General features: G+C 64.4%; 20 protein-coding genes and 1 tRNA gene. 2 read left to right on the top strand and 19 right to left on the bottom strand.

The genetic code is table 11. The features are described from left to right. Positions 1 to 15 precede the first annotated feature (15 nt). From fusA to rpsL, 3 genes are read right to left on the bottom strand one after another with little or no spacing between them, the layout of a single operon-like run. Complete coding sequence (gene fusA / locus E7811_RS05920) at positions 16 to 2,133, bottom strand: elongation factor G (protein ID WP_136393616.1); 2,118 nt, start codon at positions 2,131 to 2,133, stop codon at positions 16 to 18. Positions 2,134 to 2,147: 14 nt separating this feature from the next. Continuing rightward, entirely contained in the window at positions 2,148 to 2,618 is a 471-nt protein-coding gene (gene rpsG, locus E7811_RS05925; RefSeq protein ID WP_136393617.1) for a 30S ribosomal protein S7, read from the bottom strand. Positions 2,619 to 2,629: 11 nt separating this feature from the next. Further along, positions 2,630 to 3,001, bottom strand: a complete 372-nt coding sequence (gene rpsL, locus E7811_RS05930) for a 30S ribosomal protein S12 (RefSeq protein ID WP_136393618.1) — start codon at positions 2,999 to 3,001, stop codon at positions 2,630 to 2,632. Between the two features lie 544 nt (positions 3,002 to 3,545). Here rpsL and E7811_RS05935 point away from each other — a divergent pair. Further along, the gene (locus tag E7811_RS05935) at positions 3,546 to 3,806 is read left to right on the top strand and encodes a hypothetical protein (RefSeq protein WP_136393619.1); all 261 of its coding nucleotides are present in this window, start codon (positions 3,546 to 3,548) and stop codon (positions 3,804 to 3,806) included. Positions 3,807 to 3,870: 64 nt separating this feature from the next. Here E7811_RS05935 and xrtE read toward each other — a convergent pair whose 3' ends face one another. The 15 genes from xrtE to tuf all read right to left on the bottom strand — a co-directional run bounded on the left by xrtE (position 3,871) and on the right by tuf (position 22,965). Next, positions 3,871 to 5,484, bottom strand: a complete 1,614-nt coding sequence (gene xrtE, locus E7811_RS05940; protein WP_136393620.1) for an exosortase E/protease, VPEID-CTERM system — start codon at positions 5,482 to 5,484, stop codon at positions 3,871 to 3,873. A 77-nt stretch (positions 5,485 to 5,561) separates the two neighbouring features. Further along, entirely contained in the window at positions 5,562 to 6,446 is an 885-nt protein-coding gene (locus E7811_RS05945) for a DMT family transporter (RefSeq protein ID WP_136393621.1), read from the bottom strand. A gap of 81 nt (positions 6,447 to 6,527) precedes the next feature. Next, positions 6,528 to 7,334: a glycosyltransferase gene (locus E7811_RS05950; RefSeq protein ID WP_168732938.1), complete on the bottom strand. Its 807-nt coding sequence runs from the start codon at positions 7,332 to 7,334 to the stop codon at positions 6,528 to 6,530. A 109-nt stretch (positions 7,335 to 7,443) separates the two neighbouring features. Next, positions 7,444 to 11,691, bottom strand: coding sequence for a DNA-directed RNA polymerase subunit beta' (gene rpoC, locus E7811_RS05955; protein ID WP_136393623.1), 4,248 nt, complete (start codon positions 11,689 to 11,691; stop codon positions 7,444 to 7,446). A gap of 46 nt (positions 11,692 to 11,737) precedes the next feature. Further along, entirely contained in the window at positions 11,738 to 15,871 is a 4,134-nt protein-coding gene (gene rpoB / locus E7811_RS05960) for a DNA-directed RNA polymerase subunit beta (protein WP_136393624.1), read from the bottom strand. Between the two features lie 252 nt (positions 15,872 to 16,123). Beyond that, positions 16,124 to 16,504, bottom strand: coding sequence for a 50S ribosomal protein L7/L12 (rplL, locus tag E7811_RS05965; RefSeq protein WP_136393625.1), 381 nt, complete (start codon positions 16,502 to 16,504; stop codon positions 16,124 to 16,126). 66 nt (positions 16,505 to 16,570) lie between these two features. Further along, complete coding sequence (rplJ, locus tag E7811_RS05970) at positions 16,571 to 17,086, bottom strand: 50S ribosomal protein L10 (protein ID WP_136393626.1); 516 nt, start codon at positions 17,084 to 17,086, stop codon at positions 16,571 to 16,573. A 255-nt stretch (positions 17,087 to 17,341) separates the two neighbouring features. After that, positions 17,342 to 18,040 (bottom strand): 50S ribosomal protein L1, encoded by a 699-nt coding sequence (rplA, locus tag E7811_RS05975; protein WP_136393627.1) that lies wholly within the window; start codon positions 18,038 to 18,040, stop codon positions 17,342 to 17,344. A gap of 4 nt (positions 18,041 to 18,044) precedes the next feature. Next, positions 18,045 to 18,497 (bottom strand): 50S ribosomal protein L11, encoded by a 453-nt coding sequence (rplK, locus tag E7811_RS05980; RefSeq protein WP_136393628.1) that lies wholly within the window; start codon positions 18,495 to 18,497, stop codon positions 18,045 to 18,047. A 104-nt stretch (positions 18,498 to 18,601) separates the two neighbouring features. Next, entirely contained in the window at positions 18,602 to 19,135 is a 534-nt protein-coding gene (gene nusG, locus E7811_RS05985; RefSeq protein ID WP_136393629.1) for a transcription termination/antitermination protein NusG, read from the bottom strand. Positions 19,136 to 19,327: 192 nt separating this feature from the next. Next, positions 19,328 to 19,525 (bottom strand): preprotein translocase subunit SecE, encoded by a 198-nt coding sequence (gene secE, locus E7811_RS05990; protein WP_136393630.1) that lies wholly within the window; start codon positions 19,523 to 19,525, stop codon positions 19,328 to 19,330. A 102-nt stretch (positions 19,526 to 19,627) separates the two neighbouring features. After that, positions 19,628 to 19,703: transfer RNA gene (locus E7811_RS05995), tRNA-Trp, on the bottom strand. Between the two features lie 90 nt (positions 19,704 to 19,793). Then, a complete protein-coding gene (locus E7811_RS06000) occupies positions 19,794 to 20,825 on the bottom strand; it encodes a calcium-binding protein (protein WP_136393631.1) in 1,032 nt (343 codons plus the stop codon). A gap of 146 nt (positions 20,826 to 20,971) precedes the next feature. Next, positions 20,972 to 21,613 carry a CatB-related O-acetyltransferase gene (locus E7811_RS06005; RefSeq protein ID WP_136393632.1) on the bottom strand — a complete coding sequence of 214 codons (642 nt, stop codon included), beginning with the start codon at positions 21,611 to 21,613 and terminating at the stop codon, positions 20,972 to 20,974. 176 nt (positions 21,614 to 21,789) lie between these two features. Further along, entirely contained in the window at positions 21,790 to 22,965 is a 1,176-nt protein-coding gene (gene tuf / locus E7811_RS06010; protein WP_136393615.1) for an elongation factor Tu, read from the bottom strand. 168 nt (positions 22,966 to 23,133) lie between these two features. On the opposite strand from tuf, the gene E7811_RS06015 reads away from it, so the two are divergent. Continuing rightward, on the top strand, positions 23,134 to 24,513 hold the full coding sequence (locus E7811_RS06015) for a cytochrome P450 (RefSeq protein ID WP_394345598.1): 1,380 nt from the start codon (positions 23,134 to 23,136) through the stop codon (positions 24,511 to 24,513). A 27-nt stretch (positions 24,514 to 24,540) separates the two neighbouring features. Here the strand turns inward: E7811_RS06015 and E7811_RS06020 are convergent, their stop codons facing one another. Continuing rightward, positions 24,541 to 25,383, bottom strand: coding sequence for a calcium-binding protein (locus tag E7811_RS06020; protein ID WP_136393633.1), 843 nt, complete (start codon positions 25,381 to 25,383; stop codon positions 24,541 to 24,543). Between the last annotated feature and the right edge of the window lie 41 nt (positions 25,384 to 25,424).

The raw sequence follows: 25,424 nt of genomic DNA on the forward strand, positions 1-25,424 counted from the left end.
CACCCCGCCACACCGTCAAGCGTATTTCTTCTGGATCTCGTCCGAGATGTTCTGCGGAACCGCGTCGTAGTGGTCGAACAGCATGGTGAAGACCGCGCGGCCCGACGACATCGAACGCAGGTTGTTGATGTAGCCGAACATGTTGGCCAGCGGCACCATGGCGGTGATGACGTTCGCGTTGCCGCGGCTGTCCTGACCCTGCACCATGCCCCGACGCGAGGTCAGGTCGCCGATGATCGACCCGGTGTATTCCTCGGGCGTCACGACCTCGACCTTCATGATCGGTTCCAGCAGCTTCGCGCCGGCCTTCTTCAGGCCCTCGCGCATGGCCGCACGGGTGGCGATTTCGAAGGCCAGCACCGAGGAGTCGACGTCGTGGAACGCGCCGTCCGTCAGAGCGACCTTGAAGTCGATCACCGGGAAGCCCGCGAGCGGACCGGAATCCATCACCGACTTGATGCCCTTCTCGACGCCGGGGATGTATTCCTTCGGCACCGCACCGCCGACGATGCGGGATTCGAACGAATAGCCCTCGCCCGGTTCGGTCGGGGTGATCTCCAGCTTGACACGGGCGAACTGGCCCGTGCCGCCGGTCTGCTTCTTGTGGGTGTAGTCGATTTCCGCCGGACGCGAGATGGTTTCGCGATAGGCCACCTGCGGGGCGCCGATGTTCGCCTCGACCTTGAACTCGCGACGCATGCGGTCGACGAGGATGTCGAGGTGAAGTTCGCCCATGCCCTTCATGATGGTCTGGCCGGATTCGAAGTTGGTCTCGACGCGGAACGACGGATCTTCGGCCGCCAGACGTGCCAGGGCGAGGCCCATCTTTTCCTGGTCGGCCTTCGACTTCGGTTCCACGGCGATCTCGATCACCGGTTCCGGGAAGGTCATGGTTTCCAGAACCACCGGCTTCGACGGGTCGCACAGCGTGTCACCCGTGGTGGTTTCCTTCAGACCCGCCAGCGCGATGATGTCGCCCGCGAAGGCTTCTTCGATTTCCTCGCGGTTGATGGCGTGCATCATCATCATGCGGCCGACACGCTCGCGCTTGCCCTTGGTCGCGTTCAGCATCTGGTCGCCCTTCTTCAGGACGCCTGAATAGATCCGCGTGAAGGTCAGCGAGCCGACGAAGGGGTCGTTCATGATCTTGAACGCCAGCGCCGAGAAGGGCTGTTCGTCATCGGCCGAACGCGCGATGTTGCGGGTTTCGGTCTCGTCGCCGGGGGCAAAGCCCATGTAGGCCGGGATGTCGAGCGGCGACGGCAGATAGTCGATCACCGCGTTCAGCACCGGCTGCACGCCCTTGTTCTTGAACGCCGAACCGGCGGTCACCGGCACGAAGGTCATCGACAGGCAGCCCTTGCGGATCAGCTTGCGCAGCGTTTCCACGTCGGGTTCATTGCCTTCCAGATAGGCTTCCATCGCCTCGTCGTCCATCTCGACGGCGAGTTCGACAAGCTTGCCGCGCCATTCGTCGGCTTCCGCCTTCAGGCTGTCGCGGATGTCGCGGATTTCCCAGGACGCGCCCAGATCCTCGCCCAGGTAGACCCATTCCTTCATGGTCACCAGGTCGATGATACCTTCCAGCTTGTCCTCGGCGCCGATCGGCAGGGCGATCGGAGCGGGGGTCGCGCCGGTGCGGTCCTTGATCATGCGGACGCACTTGAAGAAGTCGGCGCCGATCTTGTCCATCTTGTTGACGAACACGATCCGCGGAACCTTGTAGCGGTCAGCCTGACGCCACACGGTTTCGGTCTGGGGTTCGACGCCGGCGTTGGCGTCCAGAAGGCACACGGCACCGTCGAGCACGGCCAGCGAGCGTTCCACCTCGATGGTGAAGTCCACGTGGCCGGGGGTGTCGATGATGTTGAAGCGGTGCTTCTTGGAAACCGGGTTCTTGCCGTCTTCGGTCTTTTCCCAGAACGTGGTCGTGGCAGCCGAGGTGATCGTGATGCCGCGTTCCTGTTCCTGTTCCATCCAGTCCATCGTGGCGGCGCCGTCGTGGACTTCGCCGATCTTGTGGGACTTGCCGGTGTAATACAGGATGCGTTCGGTCGTCGTGGTCTTGCCCGCGTCGATGTGGGCCATGATCCCGAAGTTGCGGTAGAGGTCGAGCGGATATTCGCGTGCCATTCTGGCGTCTCCTCTTACCAGCGGTAGTGGCTGAACGCTTTGTTCGCGTCGGCCATCTTGTGGGTGTCTTCCCGCTTCTTCACGGCGGTGCCGCGGTTGTTCACCGCGTCCGACAGTTCGGCGGCCAGGCGTTCTTCCATCGTGTGCTCGTTGCGCTTGCGGGCGGCGGTGATCAGCCAGCGGATCGCCAGCGCCTCGCGGCGTTCCGCGCGCACTTCGACGGGGACCTGGTAGGTCGCACCACCGACGCGGCGCGAACGCACTTCGACGGAGGGCTTCACGTTGTCCAGCGCCTCGTGGAAGGCTTCCAGCGGTTCGCGCTTCAGCTTCGACTGCACGCGGTCAAGCGCGCCGTAGACGATGGATTCGGCGACGGACTTCTTGCCGTCGACCATCAGGTTGTTCATGAACTTGGTCACGACCCGGTCGCCAAACTTGGCATCGGGAAGGATTTCGCGCTTTTCGGCGGCGTGACGACGCGACATTTCTCAGTTCCTCACTTCGGACGCTTGGCGCCATACTTCGAACGGCGCTGACGACGGTCTTTGACGCCCTGGGTATCCAGAACGCCGCGCAGGATGTGGTAACGCACACCCGGAAGGTCTTTCACCCGGCCACCACGGATCAGGACCACCGAGTGTTCCTGCAGGTTGTGCTTTTCGCCGGGGATGTAGCTGATCACTTCGAAGCCGTTGGTCAGGCGCACCTTTGCGACCTTCCGCATGGCCGAGTTCGGCTTCTTCGGGGTCGTGGTGTAGACGCGGGTGCAAACGCCGCGCTTCTGCGGGCAGGATTCAAGGTGCTGCGACTTGGAGCGCTTCACTCGTGCTTCCCGCGGCTTGCGGATCAGCTGTTGGATCGTAGGCATTCTGTTCGCCTTTTTTCCTTGCGGCCCGTTCCATCGTCACCCGTCGATGACGTTTCCGGGGGCATTTCGTTCAAGTCGTGCCTTGCGCGTCCGCAAAACACCAAAACCGCATGCGCCCCCTTCGCGGGGACGACGCGGTGGAATTCCAGAGGATCGGGGCCTGCGCCCGGATCATGACCACTTCGATTCTGATACCCGCCCACAAGCAATGAGCAGGGGACGGGTGCGCGCCGTATAGGGGGAGTCGCGGGGGATGTCAACACAGCCTGACCGGGGCGTCCCCGGCCCTCGGCCCGCGCCCGACATTGGCGCGGTTGATCCGGCGAATCAACGGGGTTTCGGCGTTGCGGCCCCACCATCGCGCCCTTCGGTCGTCGCGATTTCGGGGACAATGTCACGGGATCCGGGGCATTGGGGGCCAGGGGGAACCAAGCGCGTGCGAAAGATGGCGGGATTGCGGCGGAATTGGTGAAATTCCTTGTCGAATGCCCGTCAGTTTGCTTTTCCTTCAGACAGTGTTGTTGCTTGGAGACGATTGATGAACATGCTTGCTTCCCGCCTCATGCTGGCTGCCGCCGCCCTTTCGGCCTCGGCCAGTCAGGTCATGGCGCAGTCTTACGCTTCCTGCTCGTGGTGGTACGCATGGCGGTGTTCCGGTGGCACGACGACGACCACGACGAGCACCCGGCCGACCGCATCGAGCGTTCCCGAGATCGACGCATCGACCGGTCTGATCGCGCTTGTCGCCGTTCTGGCCGTCGTGGCCTATACTTGGGATCGTCGCCGCCGCGCGAACCGGGCCTGACAGGGCCGCGAATACCGGGCATCTGATACTGACCTGACCGAAGGGCCGCTCATGCGGCCCTTATTCATATGCGTTGCCAGTCGCCTGTGGCCGCCGCCCCGATGGCCACCACAAGATTGGCCGCGACATGGCTTTGCACCGCATCCGGCAGGGACCGGCGCCGCAGGTAGACAAGCGCAAAGACCAGGCCCGCCACGGTTCCTGCCACCCAACGGCCATGCAAAAGACCGAACAGCAGGCTGCTGCCCAGAATGGCGATCAGGCTGGGGGTGCCGGCCCGCATGTCCAGACGGCCCAACAGGAAGCCGCGAAAGAACGCCTCTTCGATCAACGGCACCAGAAGCACGGTTCCCAGTATACGGAACGCGATCCAGGAATAGAGCGAGGCCGCCGTCATCTGCGACAGAAGCAGCGAAAGGCCGGCGTCGCCCTCTCCGCTCCGGTCGAACAGAAGCCAGCCGAACCCGACGGCGCATCCCGCCGCAAGCGCCACGCCATCCACTTTCCAGTCAAACGATCGCCAGACCCGCCAGAAGACGGCAAGCGCCAGCGCCATCGCAATGGCCTTCAGTGGATAGCCGATCTCGGGATGCGGAAAGAACGCGTGTTGCAGGACGGTCAGGATCAGCATGACCGCCAGCGGCAACGTAAGCGCCGCCGACACGTCGCGCGACAGCGGCACGGTGGCCCCTGCCCGCGCGGTCCGGTGCAGCCAGGGCAGGGCATGCACCACCCCGATCACCCCGAGCGCGAGAAGCGTAAAGAACAGCCAACCGGCATAGCTGTGGAAGCCGTTCACCGCCAGTTCCGGCGACACGCTGGCGCCCAGCTGGATCAGAACGCCGATCCGGACGATGTTCAGCGTCCAGCTTGCAGCGATGGCGGCGGGCAGAACCGTCAGGGCATAGCGCCACAGATGCAGGTCGCGACGGAACAGCGCGCCGTAGAACAGGACGAAGGTCGACACCAGCGCCACACCCTCCACGCCCGAACATTGTCGCGCGATGTGGACGGTGAACCCTTCGAGGCCGATGACATACCCCGCCGGGTCCGAAACGACCGCCCCGGACGACAGGGCCAGATAGGCCTGCACGGCGTCAAAGGTCATCCGGACCAGGATCGGCGATTCCCAAAGCGGCAGCACCAGGTTTGCCAGATCCGGCACCAGCGCCGCCGCCGCCAGAATGGCAAGCGGGGCGTATCGGTCATGCGACAGAAGCCGCCACCATTCGGCCGCCGGCGCCAGCCAGAAAAGCGCACCAAGGGCAGCGGCCAGGGCCCCGGCGGCCAGCACGACGGCGACCGGCGCGAAGGCGGCCCGGATATCCAGCGCAGCCCCGGGAAGCAGCGTGGCAACCGCCGGGGCCAGCAGCAAAAGCACGCCCAGACCGTGCAGAAGCGGCCAGCGCAGACCGGTGCGTGCCGCGTCACCGGCCGCAAGGAAGCGCGCCACAGGACCCGGCCAGGCCCAGACCAGCAACAGGCCCGCCGCCATCATCGCAAGCGCCCGCGCCGCAAGGCTGCGCAGCCCCCGGCAGGCCAGGTTGAACCCGGTTTCGTGGCATTCAAGCGGAACGGCGAACTGATAGACCGAGGCCAGCGCCAGCACCTCGACCGCGCACAGAAGCGCTATCCACAGCGCAGGATGGCGCAGGGAAGCTGTTCGGCTGATCTGCATCTGCGGGCGGCTCCGGTTGCTTGCCTCGACCTAGCATGGCCGGGCATTCGGGCAAAGCTTCGACCTTTGCACGACGATCAGGTGGCAGCGCGTGCGAGCCTCGCCTGCCGTTCCCGCCACAAGGTAAAGACGCCGGTGGCCACGACGATGGCACCGCCAAGGATCGTCAACGCGTCGGGCAAGGTTCCGAAGATCACCCATCCCAGGATGATGGCCCAGAGCAGCGCCATGTAGCGGAACGGGGCCACGATGCCGATATCGCCGGCCCGCATCATCATCACCACCGTCAGATAGCCGATCACGAGGTTGATCGTCGCCCCCGCGATCAACAGGGCCTCGGTCATCGACACGGTCTGCCATCCCGACCAGATCGAACCGACGGCCCCCATCAGGGTCACCGTGACCGAAGCCCAGATCGCCACCATCGTCGAAGGCACGCCGGCCGAAAGGCTGCGGGTGGACAGGTCGCGCACCACCACGCAGGCGACCGAACAGAGGCCCATGATCGACCAGATGTTGAAGGCGCCGGTTCCGGGCTTGATGATCAGCAGGACACCAAGAAAGCCAATGGCGATGGCAAGAAGCCGCCGCCAGCCGATCGGATCGCCGAAGAACAGCGCCGCGGCCAGCGTCACCGCAAGTGGCAGCGACTGCATGATGGCCGACAGGTTCGCCAGTTCCATGTGCAGAAGGGCGGCAAAGAAAAAGATCGTGGCGCCGATCTCGGCCACCGACCGGAGCGCGATGATCCTCCCGTCCCGTGCGCCGGGCCAAAGCCGCACACCGCCCGACAATGCCGCCACGACCAGCAGCGCAAGCGTTGTCAGGATGCCGCGCAGGGTGATCGTCTGGAACAGGGGCAGGGTCTGCGTGACCGCCTTCATGCAGGTATCGTTCAGCGTGAAGGCCAACATGGCCACGTTGATATAGGCGATGCCGCGCATGTTGTCCGAAAGGGGCATCCGTCCACACCTCGCCGTTCCCTGCGATGCATCGCTAGCAGGCGCATCGGGCAGAGGCCAGAGGGTCAGCGCGCAGGACGGTCACAGCGCCAGAAGATCTTCCTGCGAGAAGGGAAAGGCGCGGGAAATCTCGCGCGCGATGCGGGCGGGGGGCATCGTGTCGCGCGTGCCGGTCAGATGGGCGTCGCTGTCGTTGCCGGGGTGGACGGTCCGGATGAAGGCCGGGGTCTCCGCATCGGAATAGGTGGTGAAGAACTGCGGCAAAAGCCGGTGGTTCCGGCGAAAGATGTTTTCACGGCTGGCCACCGGGGCGGTCATCGCAAGGCCGATGCCAAGGGGCAGCTTTTCGGTCACGTCGAAGATGCGGTTTCCCGCCGGGTCGAGTTCCAGAAAGAAGCCCCGGTTGAAGGCGATGGTCACGATCCGGTCGCGGCCCGCCATCGTCGTCAGCCCGTCGGCAAGGCTGCGGAGGCGCGCGATCAGGCGGCGATCCACCGCATCGTCATCGTCCAGCCGAAAACTGGTCAGATGGGTGGCCCGGTCGTCAGCAAGCCGGGCGAAGGCTGCCTGGGTCGCCTGATAGTGCTTCATCGGCGGAAGGCTGACGACATGGGCATCGGGCAGACCGGACAGCGCGGCCTCAAGCCTGTCGCGCGCCCAGGGGGGCAGCCCCTCGCCGACAAGAACCCCCAGGCGATGGTCCGGGTCGGTCTGGGCACGCATGCTGGGCAGGGTCAGCGCCTCGAAGAGGTGGAAGCGGGCCGTCAGGCGATCTTCGGAAAACAGGCGGGCGCGGTCCGCCGCCACGTCTTCCGAGCTTTGGGTGAAACCGTTGAGGGCCGGATAGGAAAAGCGGATCAAGCCGATGATCTGATTGCGGAACGCCATGACCCACCTCTTTATCCCCAGCAGCATAGCAGCCTGCGGGCGGGTGGGGAAACGGCAAAGAAAAACCCCCGCCGTTTCCGGCGGGGGCGATGTTCACGCCTGCTGACGATCACTCGTCGCGGCTCTCGATGGTTTCGACCAGACCGCTGTCGATCTCGGCGTCCTCCACGACATCGAAGGACGGAGCCGACAGCGCGGCAGCCGATTCCGCCTCGGCGCGGCGCTGTTCGATCACCGTGTGGTCGCGATCGCTGGCGATCTTCTTGATCCGCGACGTGGCGCCACCGGTGCCCGCCGGGATCAGGCGACCCACGATCACGTTCTCCTTCAGGCCCACCAGCTTGTCGCGCTTGCCCTGGACCGAAGCCTCGGTCAGCACGCGGGTGGTTTCCTGGAAGGACGCCGCCGAGATGAACGACCGGGTCTGGAGCGAGGCCTTGGTGATCCCAAGCAGGACCGGTTCGGCCGTCGCCTCGCGCATGCCGCGGGCACGCGCCTTGGCGTTCTCTTCGTCCAGTTCGATCTTTTCGACCTGTTCGCCCTTCAGAAGCGTCGTGTCGCCGCTGTCGAGGATCTCGAACTTCTGCAGCATCTGGCGAACGATCACCTCGATGTGCTTGTCGTTGATCTTCACGCCCTGCAGACGATAGACGTCCTGCACCTCGTCGATCATGTAGTTCGCCAGCGCCTCGACACCCATGATGCGCAGGATGTCATGCGGCGCGGGGTTGCCGTCCATGATGTAGTCGCCCTTCTGCACGAAGTCGCCTTCCTGCACCGGTATGTGCTTGCCCTTGGGGATCATGTATTCCACAGGCGTCAGCGTCTCATCGACCGGCTCTACGGTGATGCGGCGCTTGTTCTTGTAGTCCTTGCCGAAGCGGACATAGCCATCCATCTCGGCGATGATCGCATGATCCTTCGGACGGCGAGCCTCGAACAGTTCCGCCACGCGGGGAAGACCCCCGGTGATGTCCTTGGTCTTGGCGCCTTCACGCGGGATACGGGCCACAACGTCGCCCGGCCGGATGTCCTGACCGTCCTCGACCGACAGGATGGCATCGACCGACATCGGGTAGGTGATCGGATTGCCGTTGTCGCCCCGCACCGGTTCGCCGGTCGCCGGATCCATGATGATGACTTCCGGCTTCAGCTCGTTGCCCTTCGGCGCCGAACGCCAGTCGGACACGATCTTCTGCGTCATGCCGGTTGCATCGTCCGTCTCTTCGCGCACCGAGATGCCCGAGATCAGGTCCACGAACTTGGCCACACCGCCCTTTTCGGCGATGATCGGCAGCGTGTAGGGGTCCCATTCGAACAGCTTGGCGCCACGTTTGACGGCCTGGCCATCCTTGACGTGGACCTTGGCGCCATACAGCACCTTGTGGACCGCGCGTTCGGCGCCGTTTTCGTCGATGATGGCGATCTGCATGTTCCGGCCCATGACGATCTGTTCGCCCGAGACGTTTTCCAGAAGGTTGGGGTTGCGGAACTCGACCTTGCCTTCCTGGCTGGCTTCCAGGAACGACTGCTGACCACCCTGCGCGACGCCGCCCATGTGGAAGGTCCGCATGGTCAGCTGTGTGCCGGGTTCACCGATCGACTGCGCGGCGATGATGCCCACCGCCTCGCCGATGTTGACCAGCGTACCGCGGGCAAGGTCACGGCCATAGCACATGGCGCAGACGCCTTCCTCGGCCTCGCAGGTCAGCGGGCTGCGGATGCGGGCATGCTGCACGCCCGCGGCCTGGATCGCGTCGGCGCGGCGTTCGTCGATCAGCTCGCCCCGGGCGACGATGACCTCGTCCGTGCCGGGCACGGTGATGTCATCGGCGGCCACGCGGCCCAGCACACGCTCGGCCAGCGGCAGGACGACCTCGCCATCGTTGACGGCCGTTTCCGCGTTGATCGCACGGTCGGTGCCGCAGTCATGCATGCGGATGATGCAATCCTGTGCCACGTCCACCAGACGACGGGTCAGGTAGCCCGAGTTCGCCGTCTTCAGCGCGGTGTCGGCCAGACCCTTGCGGGCGCCGTGGGTGGAGTTGAAGTACTCCAGCACGGTCAGGCCTTCCTTGAAGTTCGAGATGATCGGCGTTTCGATGATCTCGCCCGACGGCTTGGCCATCAGGCCGCGCATCCCGCCAAGCTGCTTCATCTGCGTGACCGAACCCCGGGCGCCGGAATGGGCCATCATGTAGACCGAGTTCGGCTCTTTCTCGGCGCCGCCATCATCGAACCGCTTGGCCGAGATGGTTTCCATCATCGCCTCGGTCACCTTGTCCGAGCACTTGGACCAGGCATCGACGACCTTGTTGTACTTTTCGCCCTGGGTGATCAGGCCGTCCATGTACTGCTGTTCGAAGCCCGCGACCTGATCGCGCACCTCGTTAACGATGTCCCACTTGTTGTCGGGGATCAGCATGTCGTCCTTGCCGAAGGAAATCCCGGCGCGGAACGCCTCGCGGAAGCCCAGGCCCATGATCTGGTCACAGAAGATCACCGATTCCTTCTGACCGCAGTAGCGATAGACGGTGTCGATGACGTTCTGCACGTCCTTCTTCCGCAGAAGGCGGTTCACCAGGTCGAAGGGCGCCTTGGCGTTCAGCGGCAACAGGTTGCCAAGCCGCAGGCGGCCCGGCGTCGTTTCGACGCGCTGCCACACCTCGTTGCCCTCGTTGTCGATCTGCTTGATCCGCGCGGTGATGCGGGCATGCAAATGCACCTCGCCAGCGGACAACGCATGTTCGACTTCCTCGATGTCGCGGAAGATCTTGCCTTCGCCGACCATGCCCTTGCGTTCCATGGTGACGTAGTAAAGGCCCAGCACCATGTCCTGCGACGGCACGATGATCGGGCTGCCGTTCGCGGGCGACAGCACGTTGTTCGTGGACATCATCAGCACGCGGGCCTCAAGCTGGGCTTCCAGCGAGAGGGGAACGTGCACGGCCATCTGGTCGCCGTCGAAGTCGGCGTTGAAGGCCGAGCAGACCAGCGGGTGAAGCTGGATCGCCTTGCCCTCGATCAGGATCGGTTCGAACGCCTGGATGCCCAGACGGTGCAGCGTCGGCGCGCGGTTCAAGAGAACCGGGTGTTCGCGGATCACCTCGTCCAGGATATCCCAGACCTCGGGGCGTTCCTTTTCGACCAGCTTCTTGGCCTGCTTGACGGTCGAGGACAGGCCCTTCGCCTCAAGCCGCGAGTAGATGAAGGGCTTGAACAGTTCCAGCGCCATCTTCTTCGGCAGGCCGCACTGATGCAGCTTCAGTTCCGGACCGGTCACGATGACCGAACGGCCCGAGAAGTCCACGCGCTTGCCCAGAAGGTTCTGGCGGAAGCGGCCCTGCTTGCCCTTCAACATGTCCGACAACGATTTCAGCGGGCGCTTGTTGGTGCCCGTGATCACGCGGCCGCGGCGGCCGTTGTCGAACAGCGCATCGACGGCTTCCTGAAGCATGCGCTTTTCGTTGCGCACGATGATGTCGGGCGCGCGCAGTTCGATCAGCCGCTTCAGGCGGTTGTTGCGGTTGATGACCCGGCGATACAGGTCGTTCAGGTCCGAGGTCGCAAAGCGGCCCCCGTCCAGCGGCACCAGCGGGCGCAGTTCCGGCGGAATCACCGGCAGGACGGTCAGCACCATCCATTCCGGGCGGTTGCCGGATTCCAGGAAGGATTCGACGATCTTCAGCCGCTTGATGATCTTCTTCGGCTTCAGTTCGCCCGTCGCCTCCTTCAGATCCTCGCGCAGCTGATCGGCGGTCGATTCAAGGTCGATCGCGGCCAGCATCTCGCGGATCGCCTCGGCGCCAATGTTGGCGGTGAAGGCGTCGGCGCCGTACTGGTCCTGCGCGTCGAGGTATTCCTCTTCGCTCATCAGCTGACCATAGGTCAGGTCGGTCAGACCCGGCTCGATCACGACGTAGTTTTCAAAGTACAGGATGCGTTCCAGATCCCGCAGCGTCATGTCCAGCATCAGGCCGATCCGGCTGGGCAGCGACTTCAGGAACCAGATGTGCGCGACGGGCGCGGCAAGTTCGATATGGCCCATGCGTTCGCGGCGCACCTTCTGCAGCGTGACTTCCACGCCGCATTTCTCGCAGACGACGCCGCGATACTTCATGCGCTTGTACTTGCCGCAGAGGCATTCGTAATCCTTGATCGGCCCGAAGATCCGGGCGCAGAACAGACCGTCACGTTCCGGCTTGAACGTGCGGTAGTTGATCGTTTCGGGCTTTTTGATTTCCCCGTAGGACCACGACAGGATGCGTTCGGGCGAGGCGAGCGAGATCTTGATCTCGTCGAACGTCTTGACCGAGGCCAGCGGGTTGAACGGGTTGGTGGTCAGTTCCTGGTTCATCTCTTGTCCTTAAACTGAGGGGCGGTCGAGGAGGGCGCGAACGCCCTCACTCCTCCTCCGCGTCCAGGAGTTCCATGTTCAGGCCGAGGCCGCGCACTTCCTTCACCAAAACGTTGAACGACTCGGGCACGCCGGCCTCGAAGTTGTCCTCGCCCTTGACGATGGATTCGTACACCTTGGTCCGGCCCGCCACGTCGTCCGACTTCACGGTCAGCATTTCCTGCAGGGTGTAGGCGGCACCATAAGCCTCAAGGGCCCAGACCTCCATTTCCCCCAGACGCTGGCCGCCGAACTGCGCCTTACCGCCCAAGGGCTGCTGGGTGACCAGCGAGTAAGGCCCGGTCGAACGGGCGTGCAGCTTGTCGTCGACAAGGTGGTGCAGCTTCAGCATGTACTTGACGCCGACGGTGACCTTGCGGGCGAACTTTTCGCCCGTGCGGCCGTCGAACACCTCGGACTGACCGGACTGGTCAAAGCCCGCGCGGCGCAGCGCGTCGTTCACATCGGCCTCTTTCGCGCCGTCGAAGACCGGCGTCGCGATCGGCACGCCACGGGTCACGAGCGACGCCTTTTCAAGCAGGTCGTCCGTTTCCATGTCGCCGAAGGCGTCGTCGTAGGTCTCATCGCCATAGGCCAGGCGCATCGCCTCGCGCACCGGGGTCAGGTCGCCCGACCGGCGGAAATCGCGCAGCGCATCGTCGATCTTCAGGCCAAGGCCGCGGGCGGCCCAACCCATGTGGGTTTCCAGGATCTGACCGACGTTCATGCGCGAGGGCACGCCCAGCGGGTTCAGAACCAGATCGACAGGCGTCCCGTCGGCAAGGAAGGGCATGTCTTCCATCGGCACGACCTTCGAGATGACGCCCTTGTTGCCGTGACGGCCGGCCATCTTGTCGCCCGGCTGCAGCTTGCGCTTCACCGCGACGAACACCTTGACCATCTTCATCACGCCCGGAGGCAGATCGTCGCCGCGGCGGACCTTCTCGACCTTGTCCTCGAACCGGTGATCCAGCGCGCGCTTCTGGGCTTCGAACTGGTCATGCAGCGCTTCGATTTCCTTGGCGAGGTCTTCTTCGCCCACGGCAAGCTGCCAGTATTGGCCACGCGACAGGCCGGACAGCAGTTCATCGTCGATGACCGAACCCGCCTTGATGCCCTTCGGGCCCTTCACGGCCACGCGGCCCATGATCAGCGACTTCAGGCGCGCATAGATGTTGCGTTCCAGGATTGCCAGCTCGTCGTCGCGGTCGCGCGACAGGCGTTCCACCTCTTCCCGCTCGATCTGGAGCGCGCGTTCGTCCTTGTCCACGCCGTGACGGTTGAACACGCGGACCTCGACCACGGTGCCATAGGCGCCCGGCGGCAGACGCAGCGAGGTGTCGCGCACGTCGCTGGCCTTTTCACCGAAGATGGCGCGCAGAAGCTTTTCTTCCGGCGTCATCGGGCTTTCGCCCTTGGGCGTGATCTTGCCCACCAGGATATCGCCCGGCTGCACCTCGGCGCCGATATAGACGATGCCAGCCTCGTCGAGGTTGCGCAGCGCCTCTTCACCGACGTTCGGGATGTCGCGGGTGATCTCTTCCGGCCCCAGCTTGGTATCGCGGGCGGCAACTTCGTATTCCTCGATATGGATCGAGGTGAACACGTCGTCGCGCAGGATCCGCTCCGAGATCAGGATCGAGTCTTCGTAGTTGTAGCCGTTCCACGGCATGAAGGCCACGATCACGTTCCGGCCAAGCGCCAGTTCGCCCTGATCGGTGCAGGGGCCGTCGGCGATGACCTCGCCGCGCTTGATCGTGTCGCCCACCTTCACCAGCGGGCGCTGGTTGATGCAGGACGACTGGTTGGACCGCTTGAACTTGCGCAGACGGTAGATGTCGACGCCCGGCTCGCCCGGTTCAAGGAACTCGGTCGCACGGATAACGATACGGGTGGCGTCCACCTGGTCGATCACACCGCCCCGGCGCGCCATGATCGCGGCGCCCGAATCGCGGGCCACGACGGCCTCGATCCCGGTGCCGACGAAAGGCGCGTCCGATTGCAGCAGCGGCACCGCCTGACGCTGCATGTTCGATCCCATCAGCGCGCGGTTGGCGTCGTCGTTTTCCAGGAACGGAATGAGCGAGGCCGCCACCGACACAAGCTGCTTGGGCGACACGTCGATCAGGTCGACGGCATCCGACGGGTTCAGCATGAATTCGCCGGCTTTCCGGGTGGAAACCAGATCGTTCACGAAGCGCCCGTCGTCATCCAGTTGCGCGTTGGCCTGCGCCACGGTGTGGCGCATTTCCTCGGTCGCGGACATGTAGACCACGTCATCGGTCACCTTGCCCTCGATCACCTTGCGGTAGGGGGTTTCGATGAAGCCGTACTTGTTCACGCGGGCGAAGGTCGCAAGGCTGTTGATCAGGCCGATGTTCTGGCCTTCCGGCGTTTCGATCGGGCACATCCGGCCATAGTGCGTGGGGTGAACGTCGCGCACCTCGAAGCCCGCGCGTTCGCGCGTCAGACCGCCCGGCCCGAGCGCCGACAGGCGGCGCTTGTGGGTGACTTCCGACAGCGGGTTCGTCTGGTCCATGAACTGCGACAGCTGCGACGAGCCGAAGAATTCACGCACCGCAGCCGCGGCGGGTTTGGCGTTGATCAGGTCCTGCGGCATGATCGTGTCGATATCGACCGACGACATGCGTTCCTTGATCGCGCGTTCCATGCGCAGCAGGCCGACGCGATACTGGTTTTCCATCAGTTCGCCGACCGACCGGACACGGCGGTTGCCGAGATGGTCGATGTCGTCGATCTCGCCCTTGCCGTCGCGCAGTTCGCACAGCGCCTTGATGCAGGACACGATATCCTCGCGGTCCAGCGTACGCTGGGTGTCGGGCTTGGCCAGATCCAGCCGCATGTTCATCTTGACCCGGCCGACGGCCGACAGGTCATAGCGTTCCTTGTCGAAGAACAGCGTGTCGAACATGGTGCTGGCCGCCTCGACGGTCGGCGGTTCGCCCGGACGCATCACGCGGTAGATGTCCATCAGCGCGGTTTCGCGGTTCAGGTTCTTGTCCACCGCCATGGTGTTGCGGATGTAGGGACCGACATTCACATTGTCGATGTCCAGCACCGGGATCTCGGTGATGCCCTGATCCAGCAGCAGCTTGACGGTGCCGCCCTTGGCCTCGCCATCGCGGTCATAGTCCATCGTCAGTTCGTCGCCGGCTTCGACCCAGATCTCGCCGGTTTCCTCGTTGATGATGTCCTTGGCGACATAGCGGCCGATGATATGGTCGAAGGGCACCAGCAGTTCGGTCACCGCACCCTCGTCGATCCACTTCTTGACCATGCGCGGTGTGGCCTTTTCGCCGGCCTTGAGGATGACCTCGCCGGTGGCGGCATCGACCAGATCATAGGACGGACGGGTGCCGCGGACGCGCTCGGGGAAGAACCGGGTGACCCAACCCTTGTTCTTCACATGCTTGAAGGTCACGGTGTCGTAATAGGCATCCATGATGCCTTCCTGGTCCATGCCGAGGGCATAGAGCAGGGTCGTCACCGGCAGCTTTCGGCGGCGGTCGATGCGGGCAAAGACGATGTCCTTGGCGTCGAATTCGAAGTCCAGCCACGACCCGCGATAGGGAATGATCCGGCAGGCGAACAGCAGCTTGCCCGAAGAATGCGTCTTGCCCTTGTCATGGTCGAAGAACACGCCGGGCGAACGGTGCATCTGGCTGACGATCACGCGTTCGGTGCCGTTCACGATAAACGTGCCGTTCGCCGTCATCAGGGGCATGTCGCCCATGTAGACGTCCTGTTCCTTGATGTCCTTGACCGAACGGGCACCGGTGTCCTCGTCGACATCGAACACGATCAGGCGCAGCGTCACCTTCAGCGGCGCGGCATAGGTCATGTCGCGCGACTGGCATTCGTCGACGTCATACTTCGGCTTTTCCAGTTCGTATTTCACGAACTCCAGCACCGCGGTCTCGTTGAAGTCCTTGATCGGGAAAACCGACTGGAACACGCCCTGGATGCCTTCGCCATCGGCGGGCTTCGGGGCATCGCCCGACTTCAGGAACAGGTCGTAGGAGGATTTCTGAACCTCGATGAGGTTCGGCATTTCAAGAACTTCGCGGATCTTGCCGTAGTACCGACGGATTCGCTTCTGGCCAACGTAAGCTTGCGCCATGCTCGTGGTCACCTTTCGTTTTTCGCCGGCACGCGACCTGTCGGGCCACAGGCGCACGCCGCTTGGCGAGAGGGGGATGGTTCCATTCATGCGGCCCGTCCCGAAGGACCGCTCCCGAACCTGTTTCCGCACCTTGGAAGGGTCTCGGCACATGCCGGAGGGCCCAAGGCCCTTCCAAGACGCGTGTGGCTGGGCCCGAATTGCTTCGGACCCAGCCAGAAAATCCCGCGGGGTGTCGCCACCCCGGCGCGATTACTTGAGCTCGACCTTGGCGCCAGCCTCTTCGAGCTTCTTCTTGATCTCTTCGGCTTCAGCCTTCGGAGCAGCTTCCTTGACCTTGCCGCCAGCTTCCACGAGGTCCTTGGCTTCCTTCAGGCCCAGACCGGTGATGGTGCGGACTTCCTTGATCACGTTGATCTTGTTCGCACCGGCGTCGGTCAGGACGACGTCGAATTCGGTCTTCTCTTCCTCGGCGGCGGCAGCAGCGCCAGCGCCCGGAGCAGCAGCCATCATGACGGCGCCACCGGCGGCCGGCTCGATGCCGTACTTGTCCTTGAGGATGGTCTTCAGTTCCTGAGCCTGCAGGAGGGTCAGGCCGACGATTTCTTCGGCGAGTTTGTTCAGATCGGTCATTTTCGTTTCCGTTCGTAAAGATGGGTTCCAACGAGGTGGGGTCTACCCCACGCGCGTATCCGTGGATCAGGCCGCAGCCTTCTCCTCGATGGTCGACAGGATGCTTGCGATGTTCGAAGCAGGCGCGCCAATGGCACCGGCGATGTTCGACGCGGGCGCACCGATGCACGACACGATCTGAGCGATGAGCTCTTCGCGCGACGGCATGGAGGCCACGGCCTTGACACCGGCCTGGTCCAGAACCGTATCGCCCATTGCCCCGCCAACGATGACGAACTTGTCGTTCGCCTTGGCATAGGCCTCGCAGACCTTCGCCGCAGCGACGGGGTCTTCCGAGTAGGCCATAACGGTCATCCCCGTGAGCAGGTCACCCATCTTCGCAGCGGGCTTCCCTTCAAGGGCGATCTTGGCGAGCTTGTTCTTGGCAACGCGGACGGACCCGCCAACTTCGCGCATCTTCGCGCGCAGGTCCTGCATCTGTGCAACCGTGATACCCGCGTAGTGTGCAACCACCACGACGCCAGAGCTTTCGAAGATCTGGCCGAGTTCCTCGACCACTTTCTCTTTCTGGGCTCTATCCACAGTTTCACTCCAAGGTTGGGGGTTGCCCCCCGGCTCATGTTTGCCCCGCGCCTTCCGGCATGGGGCGTTCGGGTCCGTAATGGTTCCGAGCCAGGATCACCCGAAGGCGAAATGCGTCTCGTTCCCCATCTCAGGCAGGAAATTAAGGTGTTTGCGCACCACCCACCGTCTCGGACAGGACCGGGCGTTTCCGCCCGGCCATTCCCTGCGTCGCCGCAGGGAAACTCGTGCGGCGGGGTCGCCCCCGCCCTTGCGTCAGTTCGACGTGGCCGACGACAGGTCCAGGCTCACGCCAGGGCCCATGGTCGAGGACAGCGACACCTTCTTCATGTAGGTGCCCTTGGCGCCCGTCGGCTTGGCCTTGGACACGGCTTCCACGAAGGCGCGGACGTTCTCGGCCAGCTTGGCTTCGTCGAAGGAAACCTTGCCGATGCCCGCGTGGATCACGCCGGCCTTTTCGACCTTGAACTGAACTTCGCCGCCCTTGGCCGCCGTGACGGCCGCCGCGACATCCATCGTCACCGTGCCGACCTTCGGGTTCGGCATCAGGTTGCGCGGGCCGAGGATCTTGCCCAGACGGCCGACCAGCGGCATCATGTCCGGGGTGGCGATGCAGCGGTCGAATTCGATCTTGCCGCCCTGGATGGTTTCCATCAGGTCTTCGGCGCCGACGATGTCAGCACCCGCCGCCTTGGCCTCATCGGCCTTGCCGCCGCGGGCAAAGACCGCCACGCGCACCGTCTTGCCGGTGCCGTTCGGCAGTTGCACCACACCACGGACCATCTGGTCGGCATGGCGCGGATCGACGCCGAGGTTCATCGCGATTTCCAGCGTCTCGTCGAACTTGGCCGAGGCCGAAGCCTTGATCAGCTTCACGGCATCCTCGACCGACAGGTTGTCCTTGCCGACGAAGGCTTCGCGCGCTGCGCGGGTACGCTTCCCAAGCTTTGCCATGATCTCAGCCCTTCACTTCGATGCCGCAGGACTTGGCCGAGCCAAGGATGATCTGCATCGCGCCTTCGATGTCGATCGCATTGAGATCCTTCATCTTGGTCTCGGCGATCTGGCGAATCTGCGCGACGGTCACGGTGCCGGCAACCTCACGGCCCGGCTTGGCCGAACCCTTCGGGCGGTTGCGCTTGCCCACGTCCGGCAGGCCCGCAGCCTTCTTCAGCAGGTAGGACGCCGGCGGCGTCTTGACTTCCAGCGTGAAGGATTTGTCCTGGTAATAGGTGATGATCACCGGGGTGGGCGTGCCCGGCGGGATTTCGGCGGTCTTCGCGTTGAATTCCTTCACGAAGGCCATGATGTTCAGGCCGCGCTGACCCATTGCCGGACCAACCGGGGGCGACGGGTTCGCCTGCTGCGCCTTCACTTGCAGCTTGAGGCTGCCGATGATTTTCTTGGCCATTTGGCCTCTCCTTTGTCACTCGTGCCGCCCCGGAGGGTGGCAGGTTTAGTGGTCCGGTCCGTCACCGGGCGGTCGCCCGGCGCTCGCCTCCCACGCGATGCACGTCAGGCCCCTTTCGAGACCTGCGTGAATTCCAGTTCCACGGGCGTCGGACGGCCGAAGATCGACACCGACACCTTCAGGCGGCTTGCGCCTTCGTCCACTTCCTCGACCATGCCGTCGAAGCCCTCGAAGGGTCCGTCCGTCACCTTCACCTTTTCGCCGATGTCGAAGCGGATCAGGTTGCGCGGCGCTGCCTCGCCCTCCTCGACACGGTTCAGGATCGCGTTCACCTCGGCGTCGCGCATCGGCATCGGCTTGCCCTGCGGGCCAAGGAACCCCGTCACGCGGTTGATCGACGAAATCAGGTGATAGCCGCGGTTCGTCATTTCCATGTTGACCAGCACATAGCCCGGCATGAAGCGGCGTTCGCTTGTCACCTTCTTGCCGCGGCGCACCTCGATCACCTCTTCGGTGGGCACCAGCACCTCGCCGATCTCATCCTCGAGGCCCGCATCCGCCACGGCCTGCTTGATCTGCTCGGCGACCCGCTTCTCGAAGTTCGAGAGAACGCTCACCGAATACCAACGCTTTGCCATGCTCGCCGCCATCCTGTTCTTCCACGGGCAAGCCCATGAAACCATTCGCATTATTGGCGGATTTTCCGCCATTTTCCGGAACAAAAAACAGCGCGCGACCGAATCGCCGCGCGCCATTTCTGCCGAAGTTGAGGGGCGGGATACCCCCCCGCACCCGAAAATTCAAGCCCAAACGGCGCCTTGTTCGGCCAATCAGCCGAAAGACGACAGCACCGCCGTCAACGCCGACCGGATTCCCAGATCGACCAGGCTGAAGAACGTGGCGGTCAGGGCCGCCATGAGGAAGACCATGATCGTGGTCAGCACGACCTCGCGCCGGGTCGGCCAGACGACCTTGCCAAGCTCTCCGCGGGCTTGCTGGATGAACTGAAGCGGGTTGGTCTTGGCCATCTCTGTCGTATCCTCTGTTCCGTGGCTGCGGACATACGCCCGAAGGCCGCACTTTTCAAGCGGCAAGCCGGGACGGCCCGATCCGGATGTCTGGAAGCGGCCTGGCAGGGGCAGCAGGGCTCGAACCCGCGACCTACGGTTTTGGAGACCGTCGCTCTACCAGCTGAGCTATACCCCTAGGCCTGCGGCGTGGGTTACGGCAGAGCCGCCGGGCCGTCAAGGGGCCTTGCGCGGGGCCTTGCGCGATTTCCCGCCCGCGCGGGGGCTGTCAGGCCAGAATGGCAGAGGCCGCCAGGGTTTCCATGTCGGTCACGCCGGCAAACAGCACGCTGATCCCCTGGCCCAGATCGATATGCACGCCCTCGGCGGTGACGGCCCCCTGCGCGACAAGCCAGGCCGCAAGATCGGCACGCGCCTCTGCCGGGACAAGGCGGGGGGCGATGGCAAAGGCATCCTGCAGGACGGAAAAATCCTCGACCCGGTCATGTCCGGGGGCGCGGAAGACAAACAGGTCCGCCCCGGCGCCGCCGGCCAGGACGTCATCGCCTGCCATCCCGTCGAGCGTATCCTTGCCGCCCCCGCCCGACAGCAGGTCACTTCCCTGGCCACCGCCCAGACGGTCGGCATGATCGCCGCCTGACAGGGTGTCGTTCCCGGTTCCGCCAGCCAGCAGGTCACCCCCGGCCCGGCCGGACAGACGGTCATCGCCGCCCTGCCCCAGGACGAGGTCCGCACCGGTTCCGCCATCGACAAGATCGCGCCCGCGACCGCCCCGAAGCGTGTCGTCGCCCCCGCCGCCAAGGATCGTGTCCTGACCGCGCAGCGAAAGGATGCCCGGAAAGGCGATGTTGACCGGTGCGATGAGGTCTGCCCCGGCACCCCCGGTGATCCTTGACTGACCGGGGTCGAGAGCGGCCCGCAGCGGGGCGTCATCGAAGCGCCAGTAGGTCGCGCCCGCAAGACCGCTGCCGACAAAGCCCAAAAGCCCGGACGGGTCCGCCGAAAAGCCGCGGATGACGAAATACGCGTCCCGCTCGATACCGCCGTTCGAAGCGGGCCGGACGCTTTCGATCCGCAGTTCGGTCCATGTGCCGGTGATCATGTCGTCGCCGCGGTAATCCAGCACGAGATCCGGCCCGCGAAACCCCACGCCGACGTAATCATAAGGGGGAACCTGAAGGCGCACTTCGTTGGCATCAGGGCCGCTGCGCAGGTTGCTCCCACTGCTGCCGGCCTCAAGGGCGCGGTAGACCGACCCGATCATTTCGGAAAGGCTGCCTTCGACAAGGACACTGAACATCTCTTGCACTCTCCATCATCACCGCCCCGGCAATCGGGCGATGTCACCGCTTGCTGCGCGATTATCGCGCGACAGTTGTAGGCACAAGCAAAACCCCTCAACTGCAAAAGAAAATCCCCGGCGCGCAGCACCGGGGCCGTCCTGTCTCAGCACGCCTCAAGCGCGGCGATGTCCTGTCCGCAAAGCGCGGGCAGGGCCGCCCTGATGCGCTCTGTCGGCCAGTCCCACCAGGCCAGCGCCAGCAGCCGTTCCACCACCTTGGGCGGGAACCGGCGGCGCAGCGGGCGCGCGGGGTTGCCGGCGACGATGGTGTAGGGCGGCACTTCGCCCGCCACCACGGCCCCGGCGCCCACGATCACGCCGGCACCCAGCCGGGCCCCCGGCAGGATCAGCGCGCCGTGGCCGATCCAGACGTCGGGGCCGATCACGGTGTCCGGCAGGCCGGTCAGCTGGTCCATGATCAGTGGAAGGGTGGCCGGATCGAAGATCGCGAAAGGATAGGTGGTGAAGCCCCCCATCGGATGGTTGGCCGAGGCCGTGACGAACCGCACGCCATGCGCGATCTGGCCAAAGGGGCCGATCACCAGTCGCTCGGGTGCACCGGGATAGGTGTAGGGCGCCAGACGCGCCGCCCAGTCGTCGGGCGGGTCGAAATCGTTGGCATAGGTGTGATGGCCGACCACGATATTCGGATGGTCGATCACGCGGGCAAGATGGGCGATGCAGGGATTGCGCCGACCATCGGCAAAGCGCATGGGATGGGCTTCGGATGCGTTGAGAAACGGCATGGACTGTCCTTCTGAACGGAATTTCGGGAATTCGGGTTCAGGCGGTCTTGTCCATCGTCTCCTCCATCGGTTGCAGGCGGTGTCTAGCACATGCGCGGAACGGCGTCACCCCGGCCCGGCCGAAATGCGAAAGGCCGCCCCGAAGGACGGCCTTTCCACGTTCCGGTCAGACCGGATTACGCGATGATTTTCGAGACGACGCCTGCGCCGACGGTGCGGCCGCCTTCGCGGATGGCGAAGCGCAGCTTCTCTTCCATCGCGATCGGGGCGATCAGCTCCACCTCGAACTTCAGGTTGTCGCCCGGCATCACCATCTCGGTGCCTTCCGGCAGCTTCACCGTGCCCGTCACGTCGGTCGTGCGGAAGTAGAACTGCGGACGGTAGTTCGCGAAGAACGGCGTGTGGCGGCCGCCTTCTTCCTTCGTCAGGATGTAGGCCTCGGCCTCGAACTTCGTGTGCGGCTTCACCGAACCCGGCTTGCACAGCACCTGGCCGCGCTCCACGCCGTCACGGTCAACGCCACGCAGCAGCGCGCCGATGTTGTCGCCCGCCTCGCCGCGATCCAGAAGCTTGCGGAACATCTCGACGCCCGTGCAGACCGACTTCTTCGTGTCGCGGATGCCCACGATCTCGACTTCGTCGCCCACGTTGATCACGCCACGCTCCACACGGCCCGTCACAACGGTGCCGCGGCCCGAGATCGAGAACACGTCCTCGATCGGCATCAGGAACGGCTGGTCGACAGCACGCGCCGGCGTCGGGATGTATTCGTCCACAGCCTTCATCAGCGCGCGGATCGAGTTCTCGCCGATCTCCGGGTCCTCGCCGATCATCGCCTTGTGCGCCGAACCCTTGATGATCGGGGTGTCGTCGCCGGGATATTCGTAGGACGACAGAAGCTCGCGCACTTCCATCTCCACCAGTTCCAGCAGTTCCTCGTCATCCACGAGGTCAACCTTGTTCATGTAGACCACGATGTAGGGAATGCCCACCTGACGGCCCAGCAGGATGTGCTCGCGCGTCTGCGGCATCGGGCCGTCCGAAGCGGCCACAACCAGGATCGCGCCGTCCATCTGCGCCGCACCCGTGATCATGTTCTTCACATAGTCCGCGTGGCCGGGGCAGTCGACGTGCGCGTAGTGACGCGCTTCCGTCTCGTATTCCACATGCGCCGTCGAGATCGTGATCCCCCGCGCACGCTCTTCCGGCGCGCCGTCAATCTGGTCGTAGGCACGGAATTCCCCGTAATACTTCGTGATCGCAGCCGTCAGCGTCGTCTTCCCGTGGTCAACGTGGCCAATCGTGCCAATGTTCACGTGCGGTTTATTCCGTTCAAACTTTGCCTTTGCCATGGTCGGGCGCCTCATCGTTGGGGGGCCCCCGGAAGAAGGCCCTGTTCAGCATCGCGCGCCACATATCCAGTGAAAGCGGGAAAATCAAGACCGTGTTGGCGGATCACAGGCTTTGCCGGCAGCGGGCGGCGGCCTATATCATGGCCAGCAACAGAAGGGATCGCAGCCGTGACCCACCATGCCCCGATCGCACCGCGCCCGCCACCACGCATGCCGGTGCGCGTGCCCCTTGCGACGGAACCTCTCGGCATATTCGGAACACTGCGCGCCGGGCGTCGCAACGTACTGGAACTGATCCCCGACATCGCCACGCGGATGCCGATGATCTCGGGTCGGACAGGCAAGCGCTGGCACATGGTGATGGAGCCGGGCGCGCTGAAGCGTATCCTGCGCGACCGGGTCGAGGACTATCCGAAATCGGTTGTCACCAAGCTGATCCTCGAACCCGCGATCGGCGACAGCCTGTTCGTCGCCGAGGGGGCCGAATGGCTGTGGCAAAGGCGGACCGCCGCCCCGGTCTTTTCGCATCGCAACGTGGCCGCGCTCGCCCCGGTAATGACCGCCGCGGCCGACCGTGCGTCGGAACGGATCGCGCGCGCCGCCGGGCGCGCCGCAGATGTCTTCGACGAGATGGTGACAGCCACCTTCGAGGTGATCTCGGACGTGACGTTGTCGGGGGGCGAGGGGTTCGACCGGGCCGCAGTGCACCGCGCGATCGAGGGCTACATCGCCCAGACCGCCAAGGTCTCGCTTCTGGACATCATCGGGGCGCCGGGTTGGGTGCCAAGGCCGGGGCGGGTGATGTCGGGCGCCACGCTCCGCCAGATGAAACAGGTCGCCGATCAGGCGATCGACCGCCGCCGGGCCGAGGACGCGCGCCCCCTGCCCGATCTGCTGGACCTGCTTCTGGAGGGCGAGGACCCGAAGACCGGTCGCCGGATGACGACGGCCGAACTGCGCGACAACCTGCTGACCTTCATCGTCGCAGGCCATGAAACCACCGCGCTGACGCTGGCCTGGTCGCTTTACCTTTGCGCCTTTTCCCCCGAGGTGCAGGAGGCCGCCCGTGCCGAGGCGCGGGCGGTTCTGGATGGCCGCGCGGCCACCGCCGCCGATGTGGCCCGCCTGCCCCTTACCCGGCAGATCGTGGACGAGGCGTTGCGGCTTTATCCCCCCGCCGCGTTCCTGTCGCGCACCGCACAGGCACGCGACGTGCTGTGCGGGCGGGACGTCCTGCCGGGGGATACCGTTATCCTGCCGATCTATGCGCTGCACCGCCATCACGCCCTGTGGGACCGGCCCGATGCGTTCGAGCCGGGGCGCTTCGCCGACCCGAAGGCGGTGGAACGGTTTGCCTACCTGCCCTTCGGCGATGGTCCGCGGATCTGCATCGGCGCGAATTTCGCACTGCAGGAGGCGGTCATCATCCTTTCGACCCTGCTGGCGCGGTTCCGATTTTCCGCCGTGCCGGGGCGCGACCCGCGCCCCGTGATGATCCTGACGCTGCGCCCCGAAGGTGGCGTCTGGCTGAAGGTCGACCCGGTCTGAAAGACTTGCCGGGCCACCCCCGGCCGGTCAGGCGAATATGAAATCGCCCGCGTCCCAGGCCACGTCCTGCCCGTCCATCACAAGGACGCGGGTGTTCCCGATCCGGACGATGACATTGTCAGACCCGGAATCCCTGATAATGATGTCACCGAAGTCAAGGCCCGGGGCAGACACGCGGATGCGGTCCTGTCCTTCGGTGAAATCCATGATCCGGTCGTTCAGCCCGTCACGGGTTCCGAAGACGAAGACATCGTTGCCCCCTCCGCCAAACAGGGCATCCGCGCCGCTTCCGCCGGTAAGCACGTCATTGCCAGCCCCGCCCCGGAGGGTATCGCCGCCGGCCCGGCCGAAAAGCTTATCTGCGCCACCCTGCCCCAGAAGCTGGTCGTTGCCGCCCTGACCGTCGATACGGTCATTGCCGATGCCGCCCTCGGCCCGGTCGGACCCGCCGCCCGCCGCGATCACGTCGCGCCCCGCCCCGGTGAAAAGAAAGTCTGCGGCGACCGTCCCGATCATCGTGTCATTGCCGCCGACCATCTGGTTCAGCACCGCGCGGAAGTTGCCCGCGTCCACGTTCTCGGCAAAACTGCGGATGTCGATGGCCCAGCCCGAAACCTCGACCAGCGTGCGGCTGCCTTCCTGCACACGCAGGCCTGTCAGCGTTCCGCCGATGGGGAAGGGTTCGCCATCGACCGTGATCGAGGTGATGTTCCGCCCGATGAAAGAGGCATAGCTCGACGAACTGTCGAACAGGCGGACCTCGGTCGAGGTGATGCGGATGTTTTCATAGTCGAACAGATTACTCACGGTCAGCGGATTGACCTCGACACCCTCGGTCGTGCTGTAGGAGCGAAATACAAAACGGGCCACGGCAGTCTCCTTCGATCAAATGCCGGGAAAGGTTAGGGAAC

The sequence above is a fragment of the Aliigemmobacter aestuarii genome (genome assembly GCF_004799285.1).
Lineage (GTDB): Bacteria > Pseudomonadota > Alphaproteobacteria > Rhodobacterales > Rhodobacteraceae > Aliigemmobacter > Aliigemmobacter aestuarii.